This is a genomic window from Mesorhizobium sp. WSM4813 (assembly GCF_055811555.1).
The window spans coordinates 46,152-66,549 of record NZ_JBVVQU010000022.1; the positions used below are offsets into that span (position 1 = coordinate 46,152).

General features: G+C 63.7%; 17 protein-coding genes. 8 read left to right on the forward strand and 9 right to left on the reverse strand.

Annotated features, from left to right (window positions below; all coding sequences use genetic code 11):
* Positions 1–12: 12 nt before the first annotated feature.
* Together AC0L25_RS14985 and AC0L25_RS14990 are read right to left on the reverse strand one after the other, a co-directional pair.
* Positions 13–483 (reverse strand): MarR family winged helix-turn-helix transcriptional regulator, encoded by a 471-nt coding sequence (locus AC0L25_RS14985; protein WP_036267548.1) that lies wholly within the window; start codon positions 481–483, stop codon positions 13–15.
* 221 nt (positions 484–704) lie between these two features.
* On the reverse strand, positions 705–1,436 hold the full coding sequence (locus AC0L25_RS14990) for an intradiol ring-cleavage dioxygenase (RefSeq protein WP_473596206.1): 732 nt from the start codon (positions 1,434–1,436) through the stop codon (positions 705–707).
* 193 nt (positions 1,437–1,629) lie between these two features.
* Between AC0L25_RS14990 and AC0L25_RS14995 the strand changes: the two genes are divergently transcribed.
* The 5 genes from AC0L25_RS14995 (at position 1,630) to AC0L25_RS15015 (ending at position 7,645) form a co-directional block, all read left to right on the forward strand.
* On the forward strand, positions 1,630–2,706 hold the full coding sequence (locus AC0L25_RS14995; protein ID WP_473596207.1) for a CobW family GTP-binding protein: 1,077 nt from the start codon (positions 1,630–1,632) through the stop codon (positions 2,704–2,706).
* Between the two features lie 162 nt (positions 2,707–2,868).
* On the forward strand, positions 2,869–3,843 hold the full coding sequence (locus AC0L25_RS15000) for a WD40 repeat domain-containing protein (protein WP_473596208.1): 975 nt from the start codon (positions 2,869–2,871) through the stop codon (positions 3,841–3,843).
* 170 nt (positions 3,844–4,013) lie between these two features.
* Positions 4,014–5,396, forward strand: a complete 1,383-nt coding sequence (locus AC0L25_RS15005) for an aspartate aminotransferase family protein (RefSeq protein WP_473596209.1) — start codon at positions 4,014–4,016, stop codon at positions 5,394–5,396.
* Between the two features lie 13 nt (positions 5,397–5,409).
* Positions 5,410–6,831 carry a glutamine synthetase family protein gene (locus tag AC0L25_RS15010; protein ID WP_473596210.1) on the forward strand — a complete coding sequence of 474 codons (1,422 nt, stop codon included), beginning with the start codon at positions 5,410–5,412 and terminating at the stop codon, positions 6,829–6,831.
* Positions 6,832–6,919: 88 nt separating this feature from the next.
* A complete protein-coding gene (locus tag AC0L25_RS15015; RefSeq protein ID WP_473596263.1) occupies positions 6,920–7,645 on the forward strand; it encodes a UdgX family uracil-DNA binding protein in 726 nt (241 codons plus the stop codon).
* Between the two features lie 2 nt (positions 7,646–7,647).
* On the opposite strand, the gene AC0L25_RS15020 is transcribed toward AC0L25_RS15015, so the two are convergent.
* The 4 genes from AC0L25_RS15020 to AC0L25_RS15035 all read right to left on the reverse strand — a co-directional run bounded on the left by AC0L25_RS15020 (position 7,648) and on the right by AC0L25_RS15035 (position 12,020).
* Positions 7,648–8,913 carry a glycerate kinase type-2 family protein gene (locus tag AC0L25_RS15020; RefSeq protein WP_473596211.1) on the reverse strand — a complete coding sequence of 422 codons (1,266 nt, stop codon included), beginning with the start codon at positions 8,911–8,913 and terminating at the stop codon, positions 7,648–7,650.
* The gene (locus tag AC0L25_RS15025; protein WP_473596212.1) at positions 8,910–9,413 is read right to left on the reverse strand and encodes a heme-degrading domain-containing protein; all 504 of its coding nucleotides are present in this window, start codon (positions 9,411–9,413) and stop codon (positions 8,910–8,912) included. Before AC0L25_RS15025 ends, AC0L25_RS15020 begins: the two co-directional genes overlap by 4 nt.
* 73 nt (positions 9,414–9,486) lie before the next feature.
* The gene (guaD, locus tag AC0L25_RS15030) at positions 9,487–10,800 is read right to left on the reverse strand and encodes a guanine deaminase (protein ID WP_473596213.1); all 1,314 of its coding nucleotides are present in this window, start codon (positions 10,798–10,800) and stop codon (positions 9,487–9,489) included.
* Between the two features lie 2 nt (positions 10,801–10,802).
* Positions 10,803–12,020 carry a urate hydroxylase PuuD gene (locus AC0L25_RS15035; RefSeq protein WP_473596214.1) on the reverse strand — a complete coding sequence of 406 codons (1,218 nt, stop codon included), beginning with the start codon at positions 12,018–12,020 and terminating at the stop codon, positions 10,803–10,805.
* A 141-nt stretch (positions 12,021–12,161) separates the two neighbouring features.
* Here AC0L25_RS15035 and AC0L25_RS15040 point away from each other — a divergent pair, with 141 nt between their 5' ends.
* The 3 genes from AC0L25_RS15040 to AC0L25_RS15050 all read left to right on the forward strand — a co-directional run bounded on the left by AC0L25_RS15040 (position 12,162) and on the right by AC0L25_RS15050 (position 15,436).
* Positions 12,162–13,082: a LysR family transcriptional regulator gene (locus AC0L25_RS15040; RefSeq protein ID WP_473596215.1), complete on the forward strand. Its 921-nt coding sequence runs from the start codon at positions 12,162–12,164 to the stop codon at positions 13,080–13,082.
* A 75-nt stretch (positions 13,083–13,157) separates the two neighbouring features.
* The gene (locus AC0L25_RS15045) at positions 13,158–14,174 is read left to right on the forward strand and encodes an LLM class flavin-dependent oxidoreductase (protein ID WP_473596217.1); all 1,017 of its coding nucleotides are present in this window, start codon (positions 13,158–13,160) and stop codon (positions 14,172–14,174) included.
* The gene (locus tag AC0L25_RS15050) at positions 14,171–15,436 is read left to right on the forward strand and encodes an LLM class flavin-dependent oxidoreductase (protein WP_473596218.1); all 1,266 of its coding nucleotides are present in this window, start codon (positions 14,171–14,173) and stop codon (positions 15,434–15,436) included. Before AC0L25_RS15045 ends, AC0L25_RS15050 begins: the two co-directional genes overlap by 4 nt.
* Positions 15,437–15,484: 48 nt before the next feature.
* Here the strand turns inward: AC0L25_RS15050 and xdhC are convergent, their stop codons facing one another.
* The 3 genes from xdhC to xdhA form a co-directional block, all read right to left on the reverse strand.
* Positions 15,485–16,480, reverse strand: a complete 996-nt coding sequence (gene xdhC / locus AC0L25_RS15055) for a xanthine dehydrogenase accessory protein XdhC (protein WP_473596219.1) — start codon at positions 16,478–16,480, stop codon at positions 15,485–15,487.
* A gap of 86 nt (positions 16,481–16,566) precedes the next feature.
* Positions 16,567–18,915 (reverse strand): xanthine dehydrogenase molybdopterin binding subunit, encoded by a 2,349-nt coding sequence (xdhB, locus tag AC0L25_RS15060; protein ID WP_473596220.1) that lies wholly within the window; start codon positions 18,913–18,915, stop codon positions 16,567–16,569.
* Positions 18,915–20,396 (reverse strand): xanthine dehydrogenase small subunit, encoded by a 1,482-nt coding sequence (gene xdhA, locus AC0L25_RS15065; protein ID WP_473596221.1) that lies wholly within the window; start codon positions 20,394–20,396, stop codon positions 18,915–18,917. Before xdhA ends, xdhB begins: the two co-directional genes overlap by 1 nt.
* Between the last annotated feature and the right edge of the window lie 2 nt (positions 20,397–20,398).

The following is a 20,398-nucleotide window of genomic DNA, read 5'->3' on the forward strand; positions in this document are numbered from 1 at the left end:
GTCAGCCGCAGATCATTCGTCGGCGTCGATTTCATCATCGACGAGAACCATCTCGCCGTTCGAGAGGTTCGCCTCAACGCGGGCGAGCAGCTTGAACAGCGCCTTCTGGTCCTTTTTATCGAGCCCCTTCAGCGCCTGCTTCTCAGTTTTCTTCACCGATTTCTCGATGGCGTGAATGATTTCGCGGCCCGTGTCGGTCAGAAAGATATGGGCCTGGCGGGCATCGGCGGAAGAGGCGCGCTTTTCCAGGAAGCCCTGCGCCTGCAGCCGGTTGATGGTCTTGGTGATGGTCGGCGGACGCACACCGAGGCGACCGGCAAGATTGCCGGGCGTCTGCCCGTCCTCACGGTCGAGCGCGAGCATGATCTGGTCCTGGCCGGCATAGAAGCCGTGCCCTAGAAGCCGCGCCGCCAGCGCAGTACGTGCCAGCCGCGCCGCCGAATGCAGCCGGCTCATTGTCGCAGTCTTGTCCGCCTTGGCCATGGTCATCCCTCTTCGGCCGAACCGGTGCCGACAGCATAGAGGCAGCCGCCCGGTTGGCAATCGACGATCAAAAAGATCCGGCTTTGCAAAACAGCTTTGCCGGCAAGCAATGCGGTGTCCGCCGTGGCTAATGCCAGATGTTTATTTCAGTTAGATGACAAACGACTTTTCAGCGCAGGTGGACGCTTTCAGCAGGAGCGCCCGCACACCCGACACCAGACTCAATCAGTCTTCACCGCGACGATCATCAAGGCTTGGTAGGCATCCGCCACCTCGCGCAGCGCCGCCTGCGACAGCGGCCCGGCGCGCCGCGCGATACCGTCCCTGGCATTCAGCGTATCCCGCTTGCCGGACCGGTCGGTGTAAGGCGCGACAGTGGTGAATACCTGCTCGCTCAGGCTATCGGGGAAAAACAGCTGGCCGGTCATCACCGAATTGTCGTTGGGGAAGACCTTGAAGTGGATGTGGGTGGTGCGGCCGCGATACCAGCCGGGATAGATGGTGGCGAACGAGACGATACCGCTGTCATCAGTCTTTTGCCAACCGCGCAGAAAACTCTGACCTGACGTATCGACATCCTGGCCGTCGCCTTGTCCCGGATAGCCCGAATAATGCCCTTGCGCATCACAATGCCAGATGTCGACACGCGCGCCGGCAAGCGGCCGGCAGGCCGCATCGACGACCTGCAGCCGCACATTGAGGGCAATGCCCGCTTTGCCTTCGGTGATATCGGCGCGTTCGAGCTTCGGGTCGAAATAGAACGGGCCCTCGGTCGCTTGCGGCGTGATCGCGCAGACGCCGGCACCGCTATCGAACAGGGCAAGCCCGGCATAGGGCGAGGCCGACTGAGCCAGCGCGATGCCCGGCAGAATGACACCGCCGCCCGCGCTGGCGGCAATGAGGCCAAGCGCCTGGCGCCGGCTCAACGGCAAGGAGGACGGTTTATCGGACATCCGGCGCCTCTTTGGTTCTTTCGAGCAAGCTGCCTTGTTCTTATCTAGGCAGTGAGACCCGCCGGCGCCAATGAAAGTCCGGCAATGTGGGAAAGTTCGCCAATCTTGGCGACCTGTTTGGCCCATCAGTTTGACGCGTGCAAAAGCACGGCGCACATCCTATATGGAGCCAACAATCCTTTCGAGGCCCAACATGAGCGATGCACAGACGACGCAGATCCCCGTAACCGTTCTCACCGGCTATCTCGGCGCCGGCAAGACGACGCTGCTCAACCGCATCCTTTCGGAAAACCACGGCAAGCGCTACGCCGTCATCGTCAATGAGTTCGGCGAGATCGGCATCGACAACGAGCTGATCGTGGAATCCGACGAGGAAATCTACGAGATGAACAATGGCTGCGTCTGCTGCACGGTGCGCGGCGACCTGATCCGGGTCGTCGAAGGCCTGATGCGCCGGCCAGGCCGCTTCGACGCCATCGTGGTCGAGACGACCGGCCTCGCCGATCCGGTGCCGGTGGCGCAGACCTTCTTCATGGACGACGATGTGCGCTCCAAGACCAGGCTCGATGCGGTGGTGGCGCTGGTCGACGCCAAGCACCTGCCGTTGCGGCTGAAGGATTCCCGCGAAGCCGAGGACCAGATCGCTTTTGCCGACGTGGTCGTGCTCAACAAGACCGATCTCGTCACGCCGGAGGAACTGAGCAAGGTCGAGGCGACGATCCGCGCGATCAACCCGGCGGCCCGCATCCATCGCACCACCCGCGCCGGCGTGGCGCTGTCCGAGGTGCTCGACCGCGGCGCCTTCGATCTTTCCCGGGCGCTGGAGAACGACCCGCATTTCCTCGAGGCGCATGACGACCATGATCATCATGACCACGACCATCATGACCATGACCATCACGATCATGACGGTCATCATCACCATGACGGGCACGACCACCATCATCACACGCACCCTTCCGATATTCATGACGTGACGGTGCAGTCGGTGTCGTTGCGCGGCGGCGAGATGGACCCGAAGAAATTCTTCCCGTGGATCGAGAAGATCACCCAGATGGAAGGCCCGAACATCCTGCGGCTGAAAGGGATCATCGCGCTCAAGGGCGATGACGAGCGCTATGTCATCCAAGGTGTGCACATGATCATCGAGGGCGACCATCAGCGCGCCTGGAAGGACGGCGAGAAGCACGAGAGCCGGCTGGTGTTCATCGGCCGCGAGCTCGACGCCGAGCGGCTGAAGAAGAGTTTTGAGGCCTGCCAGGCCGCTTGATTTCCAAGTCAATTTGCGGCGTTACCTGCCCCATCCGGCTGCCGCCACCTTTTCCCCGTTTTCACGGGAGAAGGCGAAGTTCCGACGCTGGTTGCCCCTTCCCCACGCCTGCGGGGGGAGGGTAAGGGTGAGGCAGCGGAACCTCGAATGGAATAGTCTCTCATGCCCACAGTCGCCCCGCTTGATCTCGATGGCCATTGCGTCGCCGCCGTCTTCCTTGGCGACGTACCGCATTTCGCACTGGCCGACGGCACAATCCATCGGCTGGACCATGGCCACAAGACGGCGCAGGCCAATGACGGGCTGCTCGCCGCCTTCCACGATGCGGCCAACGACCGGCTGATCACCGGCGGCGAGGACGGCAAGATTTTTTCGGTTACCGCCGGCGGCAATGCGGCAGAATTGGCAAGCGCCGGGAAAAAATGGATCACCAGCGTCGCCGCCGGACCACAGGGCGCCGTCGCCTATGCCTCGGGCAAAATCGCCTTTGTGCGCTTTCCCGACGGCAAGACTAAAGAATTCATGCATCCGCGTTCGGTCGAAGGGCTGGCGTTCTCGCCCAGGGGCATGCGCTTTGGCGTCGCCCGCTACAATGGCGCGACGCTGCATTTCCCGGCGACCGACGGCAAGCCGGTCGAGCTGGAATGGGCCGGCGCCCATACCGGCATCACCTTCTCGCCGGATGGCACCTTCCTCGTCACGACCATGCAGGAGAACGCGCTGCATGGCTGGAAGCTGGCCGACGGCAAGCACATGCGCATGAGCGGCTATCCCGGCAAGGTCAAAAGCCTGTCGTGGAGCGCCAAGGGAAAATGGCTGGCCAGTTCCGGCGCACCGGCGGCGATCGTCTGGCCGTTTTCGGGCAAGGACGGGCCGATGGGTAAGGCGCCGCTGGAGCTCGGCACGCGCGGCAACGCCATGGTGACCTCGGTCGCCTGCCATCCAAGCCAGGATGTCGTCGCCGTCGGCTATGACGACGGAATGGTGATGGCGGTGCGTTTCGCTGACGCCAAGGAAGTGCTTCTGCGCCGACCGGGTAGGGGCGCCATCACCTCGATGATGTGGGACAAGGAGGAACGCCGCGTTGCCTTCGGCAGCGCCGCAGGCGACTGCGGCGTCATCGATATTTCGGCCTAGGGGAATAGGGCAGTAGGGGAATAGGGCAGTAGGGCAGTAGGGGAGTAGGGGAGTAAGGCACCTATTCCCCTACTGCCCTACTGCCCTACTGCCCTACTGCCCTACTCCCTACTGCCCTATTCCCCTATTCCCCTATTCCCCTATTCGAGTAACGTATGAGAGGGGCTTTCATGCATACAATCGACCATTCAAAGACTTCCATCGGCGGCATCAGCGCCGCCTGCATCGCCGATTTGCGCGAGACCGAGGCCGAAGCCTTCCGCAAGGCGCGGCCGAAATCGGCAGCCAAGGCCGGCAATGGCCTGCCGGGCTTCTTCGGCGGCGTGCCGATGCACTGGATGAATGACTGGCCGACGCCGTTCCCGATCCTAGTCGGCAGCGCAAAGGGCGCCACCATCACCGATATCGACGGCAACCGGCTCGACGATTTCTGCCTCGGCGATACCGGCTCGATGTTCGGCCATTCGCCGCCGCCGGTCGCCCGCGCCATCCGCCGGCAGGCTGGGCGCGGCCTCACCTACATGCTGCCTTCCGAAGACGCGCTCGCCATCGGCCCGCTGCTGCGACAGCGCTTCGGCCTGCCGTTCTGGCAGATCGCGACGACAGCGACCGATGCCAACCGCTTTGCGCTGCGCGTCGCCCGCGCCATCACCGGCCGGGAAAAGATCCTGGTCTTCAACGGCTGCTATCACGGCTCGGTCGACGAGACGATGGTGCGGCTGGTCGACGGCAGACCGGGCAACCGGCCGGGACTGGCCGGCGAATTCCGCGACCTGACCCGGGCAACCGATGTCATCGAGTTCAATGATCTGCCGGCGCTTGAGGCCGTGCTCCGGGATAAGAGTATCGCCTGCGTCATCACCGAGCCGGTGCTGACCAATTCCTGCATGGTGCTGCCCGATCCCGACTTCCACGACACGCTGCGACGTCTCACCCGCGCGGCCGGCACCCTGCTGCTGATCGACGAGACGCACACGATCTCGACAGATCCGGGCGGCTATACCAGGAAACACGGCTTGGAGCCGGACCTGTTCGTGCTCGGCAAGCCGATCGCCGGCGGTGTGCCGGCCAGTGTATGGGGGATGAGCGAAGACGTCGCCACCCGCTATGCCGACTATCTCAGGACCAAGGAACCAGGCTATTCCGGCATGGGCACGACGCTCTCGGCCAATCCGCTGCAGTTCGCGGCGATGCGCGCCACACTCGAAGACGTGATGACCGAGGAGAATTACAACCATATGGACCACCTGGCGCGGCGGCTCGACGCCGGGCTGACCGCCGTCATCGACCGTTACCGCCTGCCTTGGCATGTTGCCCGAGTCGGCGCGCGCGTCGAGTTCATCTGCGCACCTGGCCCGCTGAGGAATGGCGGCGAGGCGGAAACAGCGCACGCGCCGGAGCTCGAAGCGGCTATCCATGTCGCGCTGGTCAATCGCGGCGTGCTGATCGCGCCGTTCCATAATATGATGCTGATCTCGCCGGCGACCAGCGCCACCCAGGTCAACCGCCTGATCACAGCCTTCGGTGCGGTTGCGGCAAGGCTCGCGGCATGAGACAAGCTTGCACATGAGAGAAGCGCACAAGCAAACTTTGAACGCCATCATTGCCTCCCCTTCCGGCTCGACGCCCGCCGAGGCGCAAACCTTTCTCGACGCCCATCCCGAGATCGAAGCGTTCGACATCGTGCTGACTGACGCCAATGGCGTCGGCCGTGGCAAGATCGTGCGCCGGCACGAATTGATGAGCATCTTCGAGGGCGGCCGGCATATGCCGATCTCGATCCTCGGCCTCGACATCACCGGCGAGGACGTGCACGAGACCGGGCTGATCTGGACGACCGGCGACGGCGATCTCAGAGCATGGCCGATCCCCGGCACGCTGGTGCCGCTTTTCGGCACACAACCGCCGCGCGGCCAGGTGCTGATGGCGATGTATCATCTCGATGGTCAGCCCATGTCCTCCGATCCGCGGCTGGCGCTGGCCCGTCAGGTGGAGATACTGGCGGCCAAGGGCCTGCATCCGGCCGGCGCCTTCGAGCTCGAATTCTTTCTGCTCGCCAATGAGCGCGACGCCGACGGCAAAGTGCAAGCGGCGAACGCGGTGCTCGACGGCCGACGCTCGGCCAAGACCGAGGTCTATTCCGTCGACCATCTGCACGGCATGGAGCCGCTGTTTTCCGACATCTATGCCGCGGCCAAGGTGCAAGGCATCCCGGCCGAGACTGTCATTTCCGAATATGCGCCCGGCCAGTACGAATTGACACTGAACTACCGCAACGATGTGATGCGGGCGGCCGACGATCTCGTCATGCTGAAGCGGCTGGTGCGGGCGCAGGCGCGCCGGCACGGCGTCACCGCTTGCTTCATGGCCAAGCCGATCGAGAAATATGCCGGCTCCGGCATGCATTTCCATGTCTCGCTGCAGGACAAGGCCGGCAACAACGTCTTCACTGAGGCCAGCGGCGAGACCTGGTCCTTGCCGCTGCTGCGCGGCCTTGGTGGCCTCATCCAGACCATGGCTGAATCGATGCTGGTGTTTGCGCCGCATGCCAATTCATGGCGGCGCTTCGTCTCGCAATCCTATGCTCCGGTGGCGCCGACCTGGGGCGTCAACAACCGCTCGGTGGCGCTGCGCGTGCCAGCGGGTGATGCGAAAAACCGGCGCATCGAGCACCGGCCGTCGGGCGTCGACGCCAACCCCTATCTGGTGGCGGCAACCGTGCTGGCCGGCATCACCAAGGGTCTCGACGAAGGCCTCGACCCGGGCCCCGAAACCACCGGCAATGGCTATGAATCGGCAATCACGCGCACGACCATGCCGGTGGACTGGCGCGCCGCGATCGAGGCCGCCCGCGCGTCGACGTTCCTCAAAGGAGCGCTGGGCGAAGACCTGCACCGGACGTTCGTGGCGATCAAGCAATCCGAATATCTGCGGGTGGCACGCACGGTCAGCGAACTGGATTATCATCTCTATCTGCACGAGGTGTGAGGCGATCGGATTGCCGGTCATTCTCCCGGTGAAAGCCTGGTCCGGGCTATTTTGAAGGAACCTTTCCGGGGCTTCGCTCATTCCGCATCTGATCGCAGCAGCGGACAAGGCCGCATCAGCCATGATCGCCAGGATGCAGACAAATCCCACGCCGCACCATGCCAAGGTGCAGGCAAGACGCTGGCCGAAGCCTGAATTGCCTGAGACGGCGGGAGACGATGGCGCAAGCACCATTCCCGAGCTCAGCGAAGTCGCGAAAGCCTGCCGCCGCTGTCCGCTGTGGCGCAATGCGACACAGACTGTGTTCGGCGAAGGGCCTGACAAAGCCAAGGTGATCTTCGTCGGTGAGCAGCCCGGCGACCAGGAGGATCTGGCCGGCAAACCTTTTGTCGGGCCGGCCGGCAAGGTCTTCGACGCCATCCTGGACGATGCCGGCGTCGACCGGCTGAAAGTCTATGTCACCAACGCGGTCAAGCATTTCAAATTCGAGCCGCGCGGCAAGCGGCGCATCCACTCCAAGCCGAATGCCGGCGAGGTGCAGGCCTGCCGCTGGTGGCTCGACAGGGAGCTCGATCTGATCAAGCCCAATCTGGCGGTAGCGCTCGGCGCAACGGCGGCGCAGTCGCTGCTCGGCAAGGTCGTGCCGATCATGAAGATGCGCGGCGCGGTCGTAGAGCGCGAGGATGGCTTGCGTGTGTTCGTCACCATCCATCCGTCCTTCATCCTGCGCATTCGCGAGCCGGCGGACAAACAGGCCGAACGCGAGCGGTTCCTGCAGGACATGAAGGCGGTGAAAAAGCTGATGGCCGCCTGACCCTATCTGATCAGGATCGCCCTCAAATCATTGACGTTTGTCCCGGTCGGGCCGGGCACGAAAAGATCGCCGATGGCGTCGAATGCCGTCCAGGCGTTGTTGCCGGCGAGCATCGCCTTGGCATCGACGCCCGTCGCCCGCATCCGCGACACCGTCGAACCGTCGGCGAAGGCACCGGCATTGTCCTCCGAACCGTCAATGCCGTCCGTATCGGCGGCGAGCGCATGGATGCCATCCATACCGCTGATGCCGATGGCGAAGGCAAGCAGGAATTCCGAGTTGCGTCCGCCCCTGCCTTTTGCCCGCAAGGTCACCGTCGTTTCGCCGCCCGACAGGATCAGCACCGGTTTTGGAAAAGGCCGGTTGCGCGTCGCGACTTCACGTGCGATCGCGGCGTGGACACCCCCGACCTCGCGCGCCTCGCCCTCGATGGAATCGGAGAGGATGACCGCCTCGATGCCATGGCGCCTAGCTTCGGCCGCAGCCGCCTCCAGCGACACGCCGGCCGAGGCGATCAGATGCACTTCGTTGCGCGAAAAACGCGGATCGTCGGCGCGCGGCGCATCTGCGGCCGGCGAATTGATATACGCCATTACAGAGGCCGGCAGTCTAATGTCGTAGGCGGCGATCGACGCCAATGCGTCTTCACGGCTGCCGGAATCGGGAACGGTCGGGCCGGAAGCCACCAGCGCCGGATTGTCGCCCGGAATGTCGGAGACGACCAGCGAGACCACCTTGGCAGGATAGGCAGAGGCCGCTAGCCTGCCACCCTTGATCGTGGAAACATGCTTGCGGATGGTGTTCATGGCAGCGATCGGTGCGCCGGAGGCGAGCAGCGCCTCGTTGACGGCGATCTCGTCGGCCAGCGTCAGACCTTCGGCAGGCGACGGCAGCAGCGCCGAGCCGCCGCCGGAGACGAGCGCCACGACCAGATCGTCCGCGGTCAGCCCCTGCACCTTTTCGAGCAACCGGCGCGAGGCTTCGAGACCGGCTGCGTCCGGCACCGGATGCGCCGCCTCGATGATCTCGACGCGCTGGCACGCCGCGCCATAGCCGTAACGGGTGACGACCAGCCCTTCGATCGGCCCGTCCCACACCTTCTCAAAAGCCGCCGCCATCTGCGCCGAGCCTTTTCCGGCACCAATGACGATGGTGCGCCCGTTCGGCCTTGCCGGCAGATGATCCCTTATGGTCCTCTTGGGATCGGCAGCGGCGACGGCGACATTGAAGATGGCGGTGAGGAAGGGCTTGGGATCGATCTCGGTCATTTTGCTTCCGCCGGCAGTGCCAGCTCGCGCCCGTCGACGCCGAGATGGCTGCAAAGCGCATTGACGACGACGCCGTGATCCTCGCGTTCCGGCAGGCCCGAGACCGCGATCACGCCGATCACACCGGCGCCTCTGACCGTGACCGGAAAACCGCCGCCGGCCAGGACATAGTCTGATATGTCGAGCCCCTCGCCCGGCTTGAAGCTGCGGTCGGGGCGCTGCTGCTCCAGCACCATGCGGTAGGTGCTTTTCAAAAACCGCCGCACCACGTTGATCTTGCGCCGCGCCCAATCCGGATTGGAAGCGTTCGAGCCCGGCATTGCTGCGTAGAATAGCGGCCGGTCGAAGGTTCTGATATCGACGATGATCGGCAGATTCTCGGCTAGTGCCCGGTCGCGGAGCGCCGAGCCGATCTTGAAGGCGACAGCCTCATCAAAGGCCGGGAAGACAAGCTCGGCTTCCTGTTTCTGGATCAGAGCGATGTCGTCCGCAACAGCCATGTCGTTCCCCTGTCAATTTCGCTGCAGGCTTTGACCGATGGCTGCCGCCCGGTCAAGCCGGACGTGCAGATAGCTAAACCGCCATATCGCTCTTCGCCGCCCGCCCAGCAACATAGACTTCGCGCACGGCGCGGTCGTCGCCCAGCGTCTGTAGCAGAAATAATTCCTCCGCCAGCGTGCCCGCTGTCTCAACCCGCAGCCGCATCGCCGGCGTGGCGCGTGCGTCGAGCACGACGATGTCGGCATCGCTGCCTTGGTCGAGCGTGCCGATTTTTTCCACGACCGACAGCGCCTCGGCATTGCCGCGGGTGAGCTGCCAGAACGACTGGAACGGGTTGAGCTTTTCGCCGTTCAGGGCGATCGCCTTGTAGCCCTCGTCCATGGTGCGCAGCATCGAATAGTTAGTTCCGCCGCCGACATCGGTGGCGGCCGCGATGCGGAGAGCTTTGTCACGCGTGCGGTAACGCTGATAATCGAACAGGCCCGAACCGAGGAACAGGTTCGAGGTCGGGCAGAACACCACCACCGAGCCTGAGTCCGAAAGCGCATCCGCCTCGCGTTCCGACAGATGGATGCAGTGGCCGAAAAGGCTTTTGCGCCCGAGCAGTCCATAGCGTTCGTAGACGTCGGTATAGTCGTGTGCCTGCGGGTAGAGTTGCAGCGTAAAGGCGATCTCGGCGTGATTTTCCGACAGATGCGTCTGCATATGCAGATCAGGATATTCGCGGCAGAGCGCGCCCGCCATTTCCAGCTGCTCGGGTGACGAGGTGATGGCGAAGCGCGGCGTGATCGCATAATGCTGGCGTCCCTTGCCGTGCCAATCGGCGATCAGCGCCTTGCTATCGTCATAGGCCGACTGCGCTGTGTCGAGCACCCCTTCCGGCGCGTTGCGGTCCATCATCACCTTGCCGGCGATGTTGAGCATGTTGCGGTCATGCGACTCGGCAAAGAACGCTTCGGCAGACTCCTTGTGGACCGAGCAATAGGCGGCGACCGTCGTCGTGCCATGACGCACCATCTCGTCGAGGAACAGCCTGGCGATGCGGCGACCATGCTGCGCGTTTTGGAATTTGGTTTCCTCGGGAAAAGTGTACGTGTTCAGCCAGTCGAGCAGTTCGGCGCCATAGGAAGCGATGACCTGCATCTGCGGAAAATGCGCATGCGCGTCGATGAAACCCGGCAGCAGCAGATGCGGGCGGTGGTCGATCTTTTTTGTGCCTTCATCAGCCTTTTTCTCGACCTCGGCATAGGCGCCGGCGGCTACGATCCTGCCGTTGCGGATCAGCAAGCCGCCGTCCTCCTCGTAGCGCCAGGCGGAATGGTCGTCGACGGTCTCAGGCCAGCGCAGAAAGGACAGTGTGCGGCCGCGCAGGAGTGTGCTGATCATGCTTATTTCCCTGCCTCCTCGAACCAGGCCACCAGCAGTGCCCGTTCCTTGTCGGTGATGCCTGTGACATTGGCGGGCGGCATCGCATGGCTGCGGCCGGCCTGCAGGTAGATCTCGCGGGCTTGCTCGGCGATACCGGCGTCCGTGTCGAGCATCACACCTTTCGGCGCGTGATAGATGCCCTCATAGGAAGGCTCCTGCGCATGGCACATCGAGCAACGGCCAAGCACGGTGTCGCGCACTGCGGGAAAATGCGCGGAGGCGACATAGACCTGTGCCGCCGTGGACGCCTTGACTTCGCCGGTTAGCACCTTCGGCACCGTTGACAGCCAGATGATGATGACGAACAGGACGGCGGCCGCCAGCCAGGTCCAGGTCGGGCTGCCCTTGCGCGCATGGACGGTGTTGAAATAGTGCCGGATAAGTACGCCGATGATGAACACCAGCGAGGCGATCACCCAGTTGAACTCGGTTGCAAACGCCAGCGGATAGTGGTTCGACAGCATTAGGAACAGCACGGGCAGCGTCAGGTAATTGTTGTGCAGCGAGCGCTGCTTGGCGATCTTGCCGTATTTCGGGTCGGGCTTGCGGCCGGCGATCAGGTCGGCAACGACGATCTTCTGGTTCGGGATGATGACCATGAAGACATTGGCCGACATGATCGTCGCGGTGATGGCGCCCAGATGCAGGAAGGCGGCGCGGCCGGCGAACATATGGGTGAGCCCCCAGGCGATGAACACCAGCACGCCGTAGAGCACCAGCATCAGGCCGGTGTCGCTCTTGCCCAGCGGCGAACGGCAGAGCAGATCGTAGACCACCCAGCCGACGCCGATCGTCGCCAGCGACAGCAGGATGCCTACCGGCACCGACATCGGCAGCACGTTGGGATCAATCAGGAACAGATCGGCGCCGGCATAGTAGACGACGCACAGCATGGCGAAACCCGACAGCCAGGTGGCGTAGGATTCCCATTTGAACCAGGTCAGATGCTCGGGCATTTCGGCCGGCGCCACCAGATATTTCTGGATGTGATAGAAGCCGCCGCCATGCACCTGCCATTCCTCGCCGAAGGCGCCGACAGGCATGCCCGGACGCTGGCGCAGGCCGAGATCGAGCGCGACGAAATAGAAGGACGAGCCGATCCAGGCAATGCTGGTGACGACATGCAGCCAGCGCACGGCGAAACTCAGCCAGTCCCAGAAAATCGCGAAATCCAACATTGAAAAGTCGTCCCTGCCGATTGGGTGACTTTACGGACTGGAGCGCAAACGGAAAGGGCCGAGCTGCACGATGACTTTCAAAAAAAAATGGAAAATACTAGGGTTATCCCTACACAGCCGCATGAGAGCCACGAAAGCCGCATGGCCTACCTCGACAACATCGCCGTCTTCGTCCGCGTCGTCGAACTCGGCAATTTGTCGGCGGCGGGGCGCGACATGCGCATTTCTCCGGCGGTCGCCTCCAACCGCATCAAGGAACTCGAAAAACACCTCGGTGTCAGGCTGTTCAACCGCACGACGCGGCAATTGATGCCGACCGAGCACGGCTCGGTGTTCTATTCCGGCGCCAAGCAGGTGCTGGAAGCCATCACCGAGGCGGAAGCCGCGGTCAGCGCTTTGTCCGGCCAGCCGCGCGGCACCATCAAGGTGACAGCGCCGCTCGGCCTAGGCCGGCGGCTGGTGGCGTCGGGCATCCCCGATTTCCACGACAAATACCCTGACATCGAGGTACGGCTGAGGCTTTCAGACCACAATGTCGACATCATGAAGGAAGGCATCGATGTCGCCTTCCGGCTGGGCATCATCGAGGATTCCAGCCTCAGGATGCGTGGCATCATGGAATGCGAGCGGGTGCTGGTGGCGGCGCCGAAATATCTTGAGGCGCGCGGTGAGCCGACCGAGCCGCAGGAATTGATCGGCAAGAGGCACGACTGCCTGATGCTTCGCTATTCCGGCGCGCGCGAATACGTCTGGACGCTGCACACGGCCGACGGCCCGCGAAAATTCGAAGTGCACGGACCCTATGACACGGACGATGGCGACGTGCTGACCGGCTGGGCGTTATCCGGCCGCGGCATCATCAACAAGCCGCGCTTCGAGGTCGAGCCGTTCATCCGCGACCGGCGGCTGAAGGTGATCCTGCCCGACACGCCGCCGACACCGGTGCAGTTCGCCGCCGTCTACCCGCACAAGAAGCTGCAGGACCCGAAGGTGCGGCTGCTGCTCGATTTCATGGCCGAGCGCTGCCAAAGGCTGATCAAGGATATTCTGGCAGGCAAATGATCGCCGGCTGGCCGGTTGCGTCCCGTCAAGCCGGCGGAGATAGTCCCTGCGGAATTCACTCAATAGGGAAGACCGATGGCCAGCGGCGCCAAAATGCATCTCGCCGTTTCACTGTTTCCGGAAAGCGCCCTTTCCCTTCTCTCCGACATCGGTCCGGATTTCAGCCTTCTGGCCCGGTTCGTGCAAAAGGCCGAAGCAGCTGGGCTGGACATGGTGCTGCTTGCCGATTCCGCGCCGGTTGCAGGCGGCGACGCACCGAACCGGCACGTTCCCTTCGAAGCGACGACCCTCCTGGCGGCGCTGGCGACGGTGACCAGCAGGATCGGCCTCGTCGCCGCGGCGTCAACGGTTGCTCACCAGCCCTACAATCTGGCGCGCCGTTTCGCCTCGCTCGACATCATCAGCCATGGCCGTGCCGGCTGGAACGCGACGATGATGCCGGATCTGCGCGAGGCGGCCAATTTCAGCCGTCCGGAAGGGTTTTCCCGCGACGATTTCCTCCGACGCGCGGAAGAATTCATCGGCATCGTTCAAGGCTTGTGGCGAGGCTGGGATGCGGACGCACTGCTGTTCGACAAAAGCGGCGGCCGCTTCTTCGACCCTAAAAAGATGCACCTGCTCGACCACAAGGGAGAATATTTTTCGGTGCGTGGGCCGCTGAACGTGGCGCGCTCACCGCAGGATAGCCCGGTGCTCGTCATGTCAGGCGTGTCGGAGCCCGACATGGAGATCGCCGCCCGCTTCGCCGATGTAATCCTGCTGGACGAGCCATCGGTCGCGGGTGCGAAGGCCGACGATCTGAAGCGCAGCGCGCTTGCGTTCGGGCGCGGTCCGGGCGCGATAAAGGTGCTGATGAACGTCGCGCCGGGTGCTGAAATGGCCGCCAGGCCGGACCTGATCGCAGACAAGCTTGAAGAGCCCTTCCGATCGAAAAGCTGCGATGGTTTCAACATACTCATGCCACCGGCTGTGCTCGACGATTTCGTCGACCTCGTGCTGCCGGAGCTTCGTCGCCGCGGCCTTCTCCGGTCGGATTATCCCGGCGCGACGCTGCGCTCCCATCTCGGACTGGTCGGGGAGAAGGGACAATGACCGGTCGTCAGATGAAGCTCGGGGCGTTCCTGTGGGCAACAGGCCACCACATTGCCGCCTGGCGCCACCCAAAAGCGCATGTGACGGCGGGCGTCGACATCGAGCACTACATCCAGCTGGCGCGAACGGCGGAGGCGGCGAAATTCGACATGATCTTCTGCGAGGACGCCGCCGGCGTTCGCGATGCGAATGTCAATATCGCCAGCCAGACGTCACGCTCGATCGGCTTCGAGCCCATCAGCCTGCTTTCGGCTCTCGCGGTCCAGACCAGCCGCATCGGCCTCGTATCCACGGCATCGACGAGCTACAACGAGCCTTACGCGCTGGCGCGGACCTTCTTGTCGCTCGACCATCTGAGCGGCGGGCGCGCCGGCTGGAACCTGGTTACCTCCGCCAGCCATATCGAAGCCGCCAATTTTGGCTCGACCGGCCTGCGCCCGCATGCCGACCGCTATGAGCGCGCGCGTGAATTCGCTGCCGTGGTTACCGCACTCTGGCAAGGCAAGCTCGACGGAGTTTCCGGACCTGGCCACGACGGCAGAAGCTTTTCCGTGCGCGACCCGCTCGATCTGCCGCGCTCGCCCCAAGGCGCACCGGTCATGGTCCAGGCCGGAGCATCGGACGAGGGCCGGGACCTCGCCGCCCGGACCGCCGACGTCGTGTTCACGGCGGCGCAGACATTCGAAGAGGCGAAGGCCTTCTACACCGATCTCAAGAGGCGTCTGGCGACCTATGGGCGCGAACCGGACGACGTCAAGATCATGCCGGGCGTCGCGCCGATCGTGGCGGCAACCGAAGCGGAGGCCAGGGCAAAACATGAGGAGCTGCAGGAGCTGATTCCCGACGATGTCGGCGTGGCGCTGCTGTCCAGCTATCTCAGTATCTCCGATCTGTGGCGCTATCCCATCGATGGGCCGTTGCCGGAGCTGCCGCCCAGCGAAGGCATGCAGAGCCGGCAGGCGCTGGTGATCGAGCAGTCCCGCCGGGACAACCTCTCGATCCGGCAACTTGCGCGCCATTTCGCCGGCGCGCGCGGCCATTGGCGCGTCGTCGGCACGCCGGCTCAGATCGCCGACGAGCTCGAAGCACGATTCGAGGGCGGCGCGGCTGACGGTTTCAACGTCATGCCATCTTATTTTCCCGGCGAACTCGACGCCTTTGCCGCGCTTGTCGTGCCGGAGCTGCAGCGGCGCGGCCTGTTCCGTACGGAGTACGAGGGCCACACGCTGCGCGAAAATCTGGGCTTGAAACGACCTATGTGAGCAGCACGCAATGGAAGCGCGCCTGCACGAAAAATGCAACTCGGTGGATTAGCCGTCAGCGGCCATTGCCTTGCCACGGGAGACGGGGTGTGGAGCGGCTCGCGCGCCAGCATAGGCGACCAGCGCCGTCATGATCTCGGCCGCCGCCAAGGCCGCAATCACTTGCGGTCGCTTGTCCTTGACCGTTTCGCCGCCGATCGGTGAGACGAGGCGGGCAAATTCCGGCTCGCTGCCGTCCGCCGACTTCAGGAACCAGTTCCTGAATGTCGCCTTTTTGGTCTTGGAGCCGATCATCCCGACATAGGCGGCATCCCGGCGTTTCAGTGCCTCGGCAACTATCAAGAAATCCAGCGTGTGGTCGTGGGTGAGGACTACAAAGGCGCTCCCAGACGGAGCCTCGCGCACCCTTGCTTCAGGCATTGGCGTCAGGCTGGTTTCGACCGCGCCCGGCATGCCCTCCAGCGCCTCGGCCCGCGTCTCGACAACGACGACACGGACCGGCAGCAAGGCCACCGCCGATGCCAGCGCCTGGCCGACGTGGCCGCCACCGAAGATGTAGACGTAAGGCAGATGCGCCTCCTCGGTTTCGGCGTTGCGGATGAGCTCGGCCTCAAGGCCCGGGTCGAGCAGCCGTATCGATACCTCGACCCTGCCGCCGCAGCATTGGCCGATTTCCGGCCCGAGTGGAACGTCGAGCGTAGCGCTGACATCCCTCCCCCTCGAGGGGAGGGCGGCGGCGAAGCCGTCGGGTGGGGTCGGATCGACTGGGCTCGGTGCCCTGGCGGTGCCTTCTGAGACGACCCCCTCTGGCCGCTTCGCGGCCATCTCCCCCTCAAGGGGGGAGAAAAGCATCTGCCGGGCCTTGTCGATCGCCATGTATTCGAGCTGGCCGCCGCCGATCGTGCCAAAAATTGCTGCGCCCGAGACGAGCATGAAGGCGCCCTTCTCGCGTGGCGTTGAGCCTTTTGTCCCGGCCACCTCGACCAGGGCGACCCGGCCGGCGCCGGCAAGAAAGGCTTTCAAGCTTTGCACTTTCGAGGTCATGTTTCGCATTCCCTATCGGGAAACCTAGGGTTTTCGGCCCGGATTGCACGCCTTGTCCGAATCTGTGGCCCGTTCTGGGGCGGGGCTCAGGCGCCGGCCTTGGTCTCCTTTTTCAGCCGTTCGATCGCCATCAGCACCCGCTCCGGCGTCGCCGGTGGGTCGAGGCGCGGACAAATCCTGTGGTCGGCAATGCTCGCCACCGCATCCGACAGCGCATGCAGCACCGACATGCCGAGGGGAAGCGGCGGCTCGCCGACCGCCTTGGAGCGGTGCACCGTCGGCTCGCTCGCTTCCGGCCAGTCGGCCAAAGTCACGTTGAATATCTTCGGCCGGTCCGAGGCCAATGGGATTTTGTAGGTCGACGGCGCATGGGTGCGCAGCCGGCCCTTGTCGTCCCACCACAATTCCTCCGTCGTCAGCCATCCCATGCCCTGGATAAAGCCGCCCTCGACCTGGCCGAGATCGATGGCGCGGTTCAGCGAGCGTCCGGTCTCGTGCAGGATGTCGGTGCGCTCGACCATGTATTCGCCGGTCAGCGTGTCGACGGAGACTTCCGAGCACGAGGCGCCATAGGCGAAATAATAGAAGGGGCGACCCTCGCCCTTATCGCGGTCCCAGTGGATTTTCGGCGTCTTGTAGAAACCTGCCGCCGAAAGCTGGATGCGCGCCATATAAGCCTGCCTGACGAGATCGGCGAAGGCGATTTCCTGGTTGCCGATGCGCACCCGGTTGGGCAGGAACAGCACCTGGTCGCGCGGCACCTGGTATTTTTCGGCGGCGAAATTGGTCAGCCGATCCTTGATCTGCCGGGCTGCATTCTGGGCCGCCATGCCATTGAGATCGGAGCCGGAAGACGCGGCGGTCGCCGAGGTGTTCGGCACCTTGCCGGTCGTCGTCGCGGTGATCTTGACCTGGTCGAGGTCGATCTGGAATTCTTCCGCCACAACCTGCGCCACCTTGACGTAGAGGCCCTGCCCCATTTCGGTGCCGCCATGGCTCAGATGCACCGATCCGTCGGTGTAGACATGCACCAGCGCGCCGGCCTGGTTGTAGTGGGTGGCGGTGAACGAGATGCCGAACTTGACCGGCGTCAGCGCGAGTCCGCGCTTGATGAAGCGGCTGTTGGCGTTGAAAGCTTCAATGGTGCGGCGACGCCTTGCATAGTCGCAACTCGCCTCCAGCTCGGCAACGATGCGGTGGATGATGTTGTCTTCGACCGTCTGGTGATAAGGCGTGATGTTGCGGTCGCTGGTACCATAAAAGTTCTTCTTGCGTATCTCGAGCGGGTCCTTGCCAACGGCAAAGGCGACCTCGTCGATGACACGCTCGGCCCCGACCATGCCTTGCGGCCCGCCGAAGCCGCGGAAGGCGGTGTTCGACACGGTGTTGGTGTAGAGCGGTGCCGATTGCGCGTGCACCGCCGGCCAGAAATAGGTGTTGTCGCAATGGAAAAGCGCGCGATCGGTGACCGGGCCTGAAAGGTCCGCCGAGAAGCCGCAGCGCGCCGCGAACATGAAATCGACGCCGAGGATATTGCCGTCGTCGTCGAAGCCGACCTCGTAATCAACGAGGAAGTCGTGGCGCTTGCCGGTGGCGATCATGTCATCGTCACGGTCGGGCCGGATTTTCACCGCGCGGTGGTGCTTTTTGGCAGCTATCGCCGCAAGTGCGGCAAACTGGTTGCCTTGCGTTTCCTTGCCGCCAAAGCCGCCGCCCATGCGGCGGATCTCGACCGTGACGGCATGGCTCGGCACGCCGAGCGCATGGCTGACCATGTGCTGGATTTCGCTCGGATGCTGGGTCGACGAATAAATCGTGACGTCCTGATCTTCGCCGGGAATAGCCATGGCGATCTGGCCTTCGAGGTAAAAATGGTCCTGGCCGCCGATGCGCATTTTTCCCTTCAGCCGGCGCGGGGCCGCTTTGATCGCAGCCGCTGCATCGCCGCGCCTCAGGGCCAGCGGCGGCGTGACCAGCTTGTCCTTGCGGGGATCAAGCACGTCGATGTCGGTGACGAAGGGCAATTCCTTGTATTCGACCTTGGCCAGCGTTGTGGCGCGGCGCGCCTGCTCGCGGGTTTCGGCGATGACGCAGAAGATCGGCTGGCCGAAGAACTGCACCTTGCCGTCGGCCAGCACCGGCTCGTCGTGACGGCCGGTCGGCGAAATGTCGTTTTCGCCCGGCACGTCACTGGCCGTCAGCACGTCGACGACACCGGGCGCAGCGCGCACCGCCGACAGGTCCATGCTGATGATGGTGGCGTGCGTGGCCGTCGAAAGCCCGAGGCAGCCATGCAGCGTGCCTGCCGGTTCCGGCATGTCGTCGATATAGATGGCCGTGCCGCGGACATGCTTGTGGGCGGAATCATGGCGCTGGTCGGTAGCAACGCCGCCGGAGATTTTTTGCGCCTTGAGGTTGGGAGCGTGCGTGGTCATCAAGCCGCCTCGTGGCGCGACACCTGAATCGGTGCCTTGGTGCCGCTGGTCTCGGCGAAGAAGCGCAGCAGCAGGTTCCGCGCCGCCAACGCCCGGTATTCGGCGCTCGCCCGCATGTCGGTCAGCGGGGTGAAATCTTTGGCGTACTCGGCCATCGCCACCTCGACCGTCGCCTCCGTCCAGGGATTGCCGAGCAGCGCTTTTTCCACGCCAAAAGCCCGCTTCGGCGTTGCCGCCATGCCGCCATAGGCGATGCGGATATCCGTCACCATGCCGTCGCTGGCCAGGGTCAGCAGGAATGCGCCAAGTGCGGCGGTGATGTCCTCGTCGCGACGCTTGGTAATCTTGTAGACGGCGAACTTCGTGTCCTTGGCCGGCACCGGGACATGCACGGCCTCAACGAACTCGCCCGGCTGCCGATCCTGCTTGCCATAGGCGATGAAGAAGTCTTCAAGCGGGATCGTCCGCCGCTTGTTGCCCCGGCGCAGTGTCAGCCGCGCACCGAGTGCGATCAGCGGCGGCGGCGTGTCGCCGATCGGCGAGCCATTGGCGATGTTGCCGCCGATTGTGCCCATGTTGCGCACCTGATCGCCGCCAATACGATCGAACAGCGGCCCGACCGACGGGATGCGTTTCGCCAGCGTCGAGAACGCCTCGGTGTAGGTGACACCAGCGCCGATCGAAATGATGCTCTTGTCTTCGGAGATCGCGCAGAGCCCGTCGAGATTGCCGATGAAAATCGCCGGCGCAATATCGCGCATGTGCTTAGTCACCCATAGGCCGACATCGGTGGAACCGGCGACGATGGTGGCGCCCGGCTCCTTGTCGAGCACGGCGGCGAGATCGTCGACATTGGCCGGCACGACCAGCCGCTGCTTACCGGCGCCGATCTCGATACGCGAACCATCCTTCATGGCCGCAAGCTTGGCCGTGATGGCCTCGCGCTCTGCCGCTAGCGGGTCCTTAGCCGCCTTGCCGTAGCTGGAGATGGCACGCGCCGCCCGCATGATCGCTTCGTACCCGGTGCAGCGGCAGAGATTGCCCTGCAGTGCCTTTTCGACGGCCGCATCCGACGGCTCCGGCGCCCTCATCCACAAGGCGTAAAGCGACATGACGAAACCCGGCGTGCAGAAGCCGCATTGCGAGCCGTGGAAATCGACCATCGCCTGCTGCACCGGATGCAGCCTATCGCCGTCGCCGCGCAGATGCTCGACTGTCACGACATGCGTGCCATCGAACGAGCCGAGGAAGCGGATGCAGGCATTGACGCTTTCATAGGCCAGCCGGCCGCCTGACAGCCTTCCGACCAGCACGGTGCAGGCGCCGCAGTCGCCCTCGGCGCAGCCTTCCTTGGTGCCGCGCAGCGAGCGCTTGAGCCGCAACCAGTCGAGCAAGGTCTCGTCGGGTGCCACCGTGGTCAGCGCAACATCCTCGCCATTGAGGATGAAGCGTATCTCGCTGCGTGTTTTGAGGCTCGTCATGT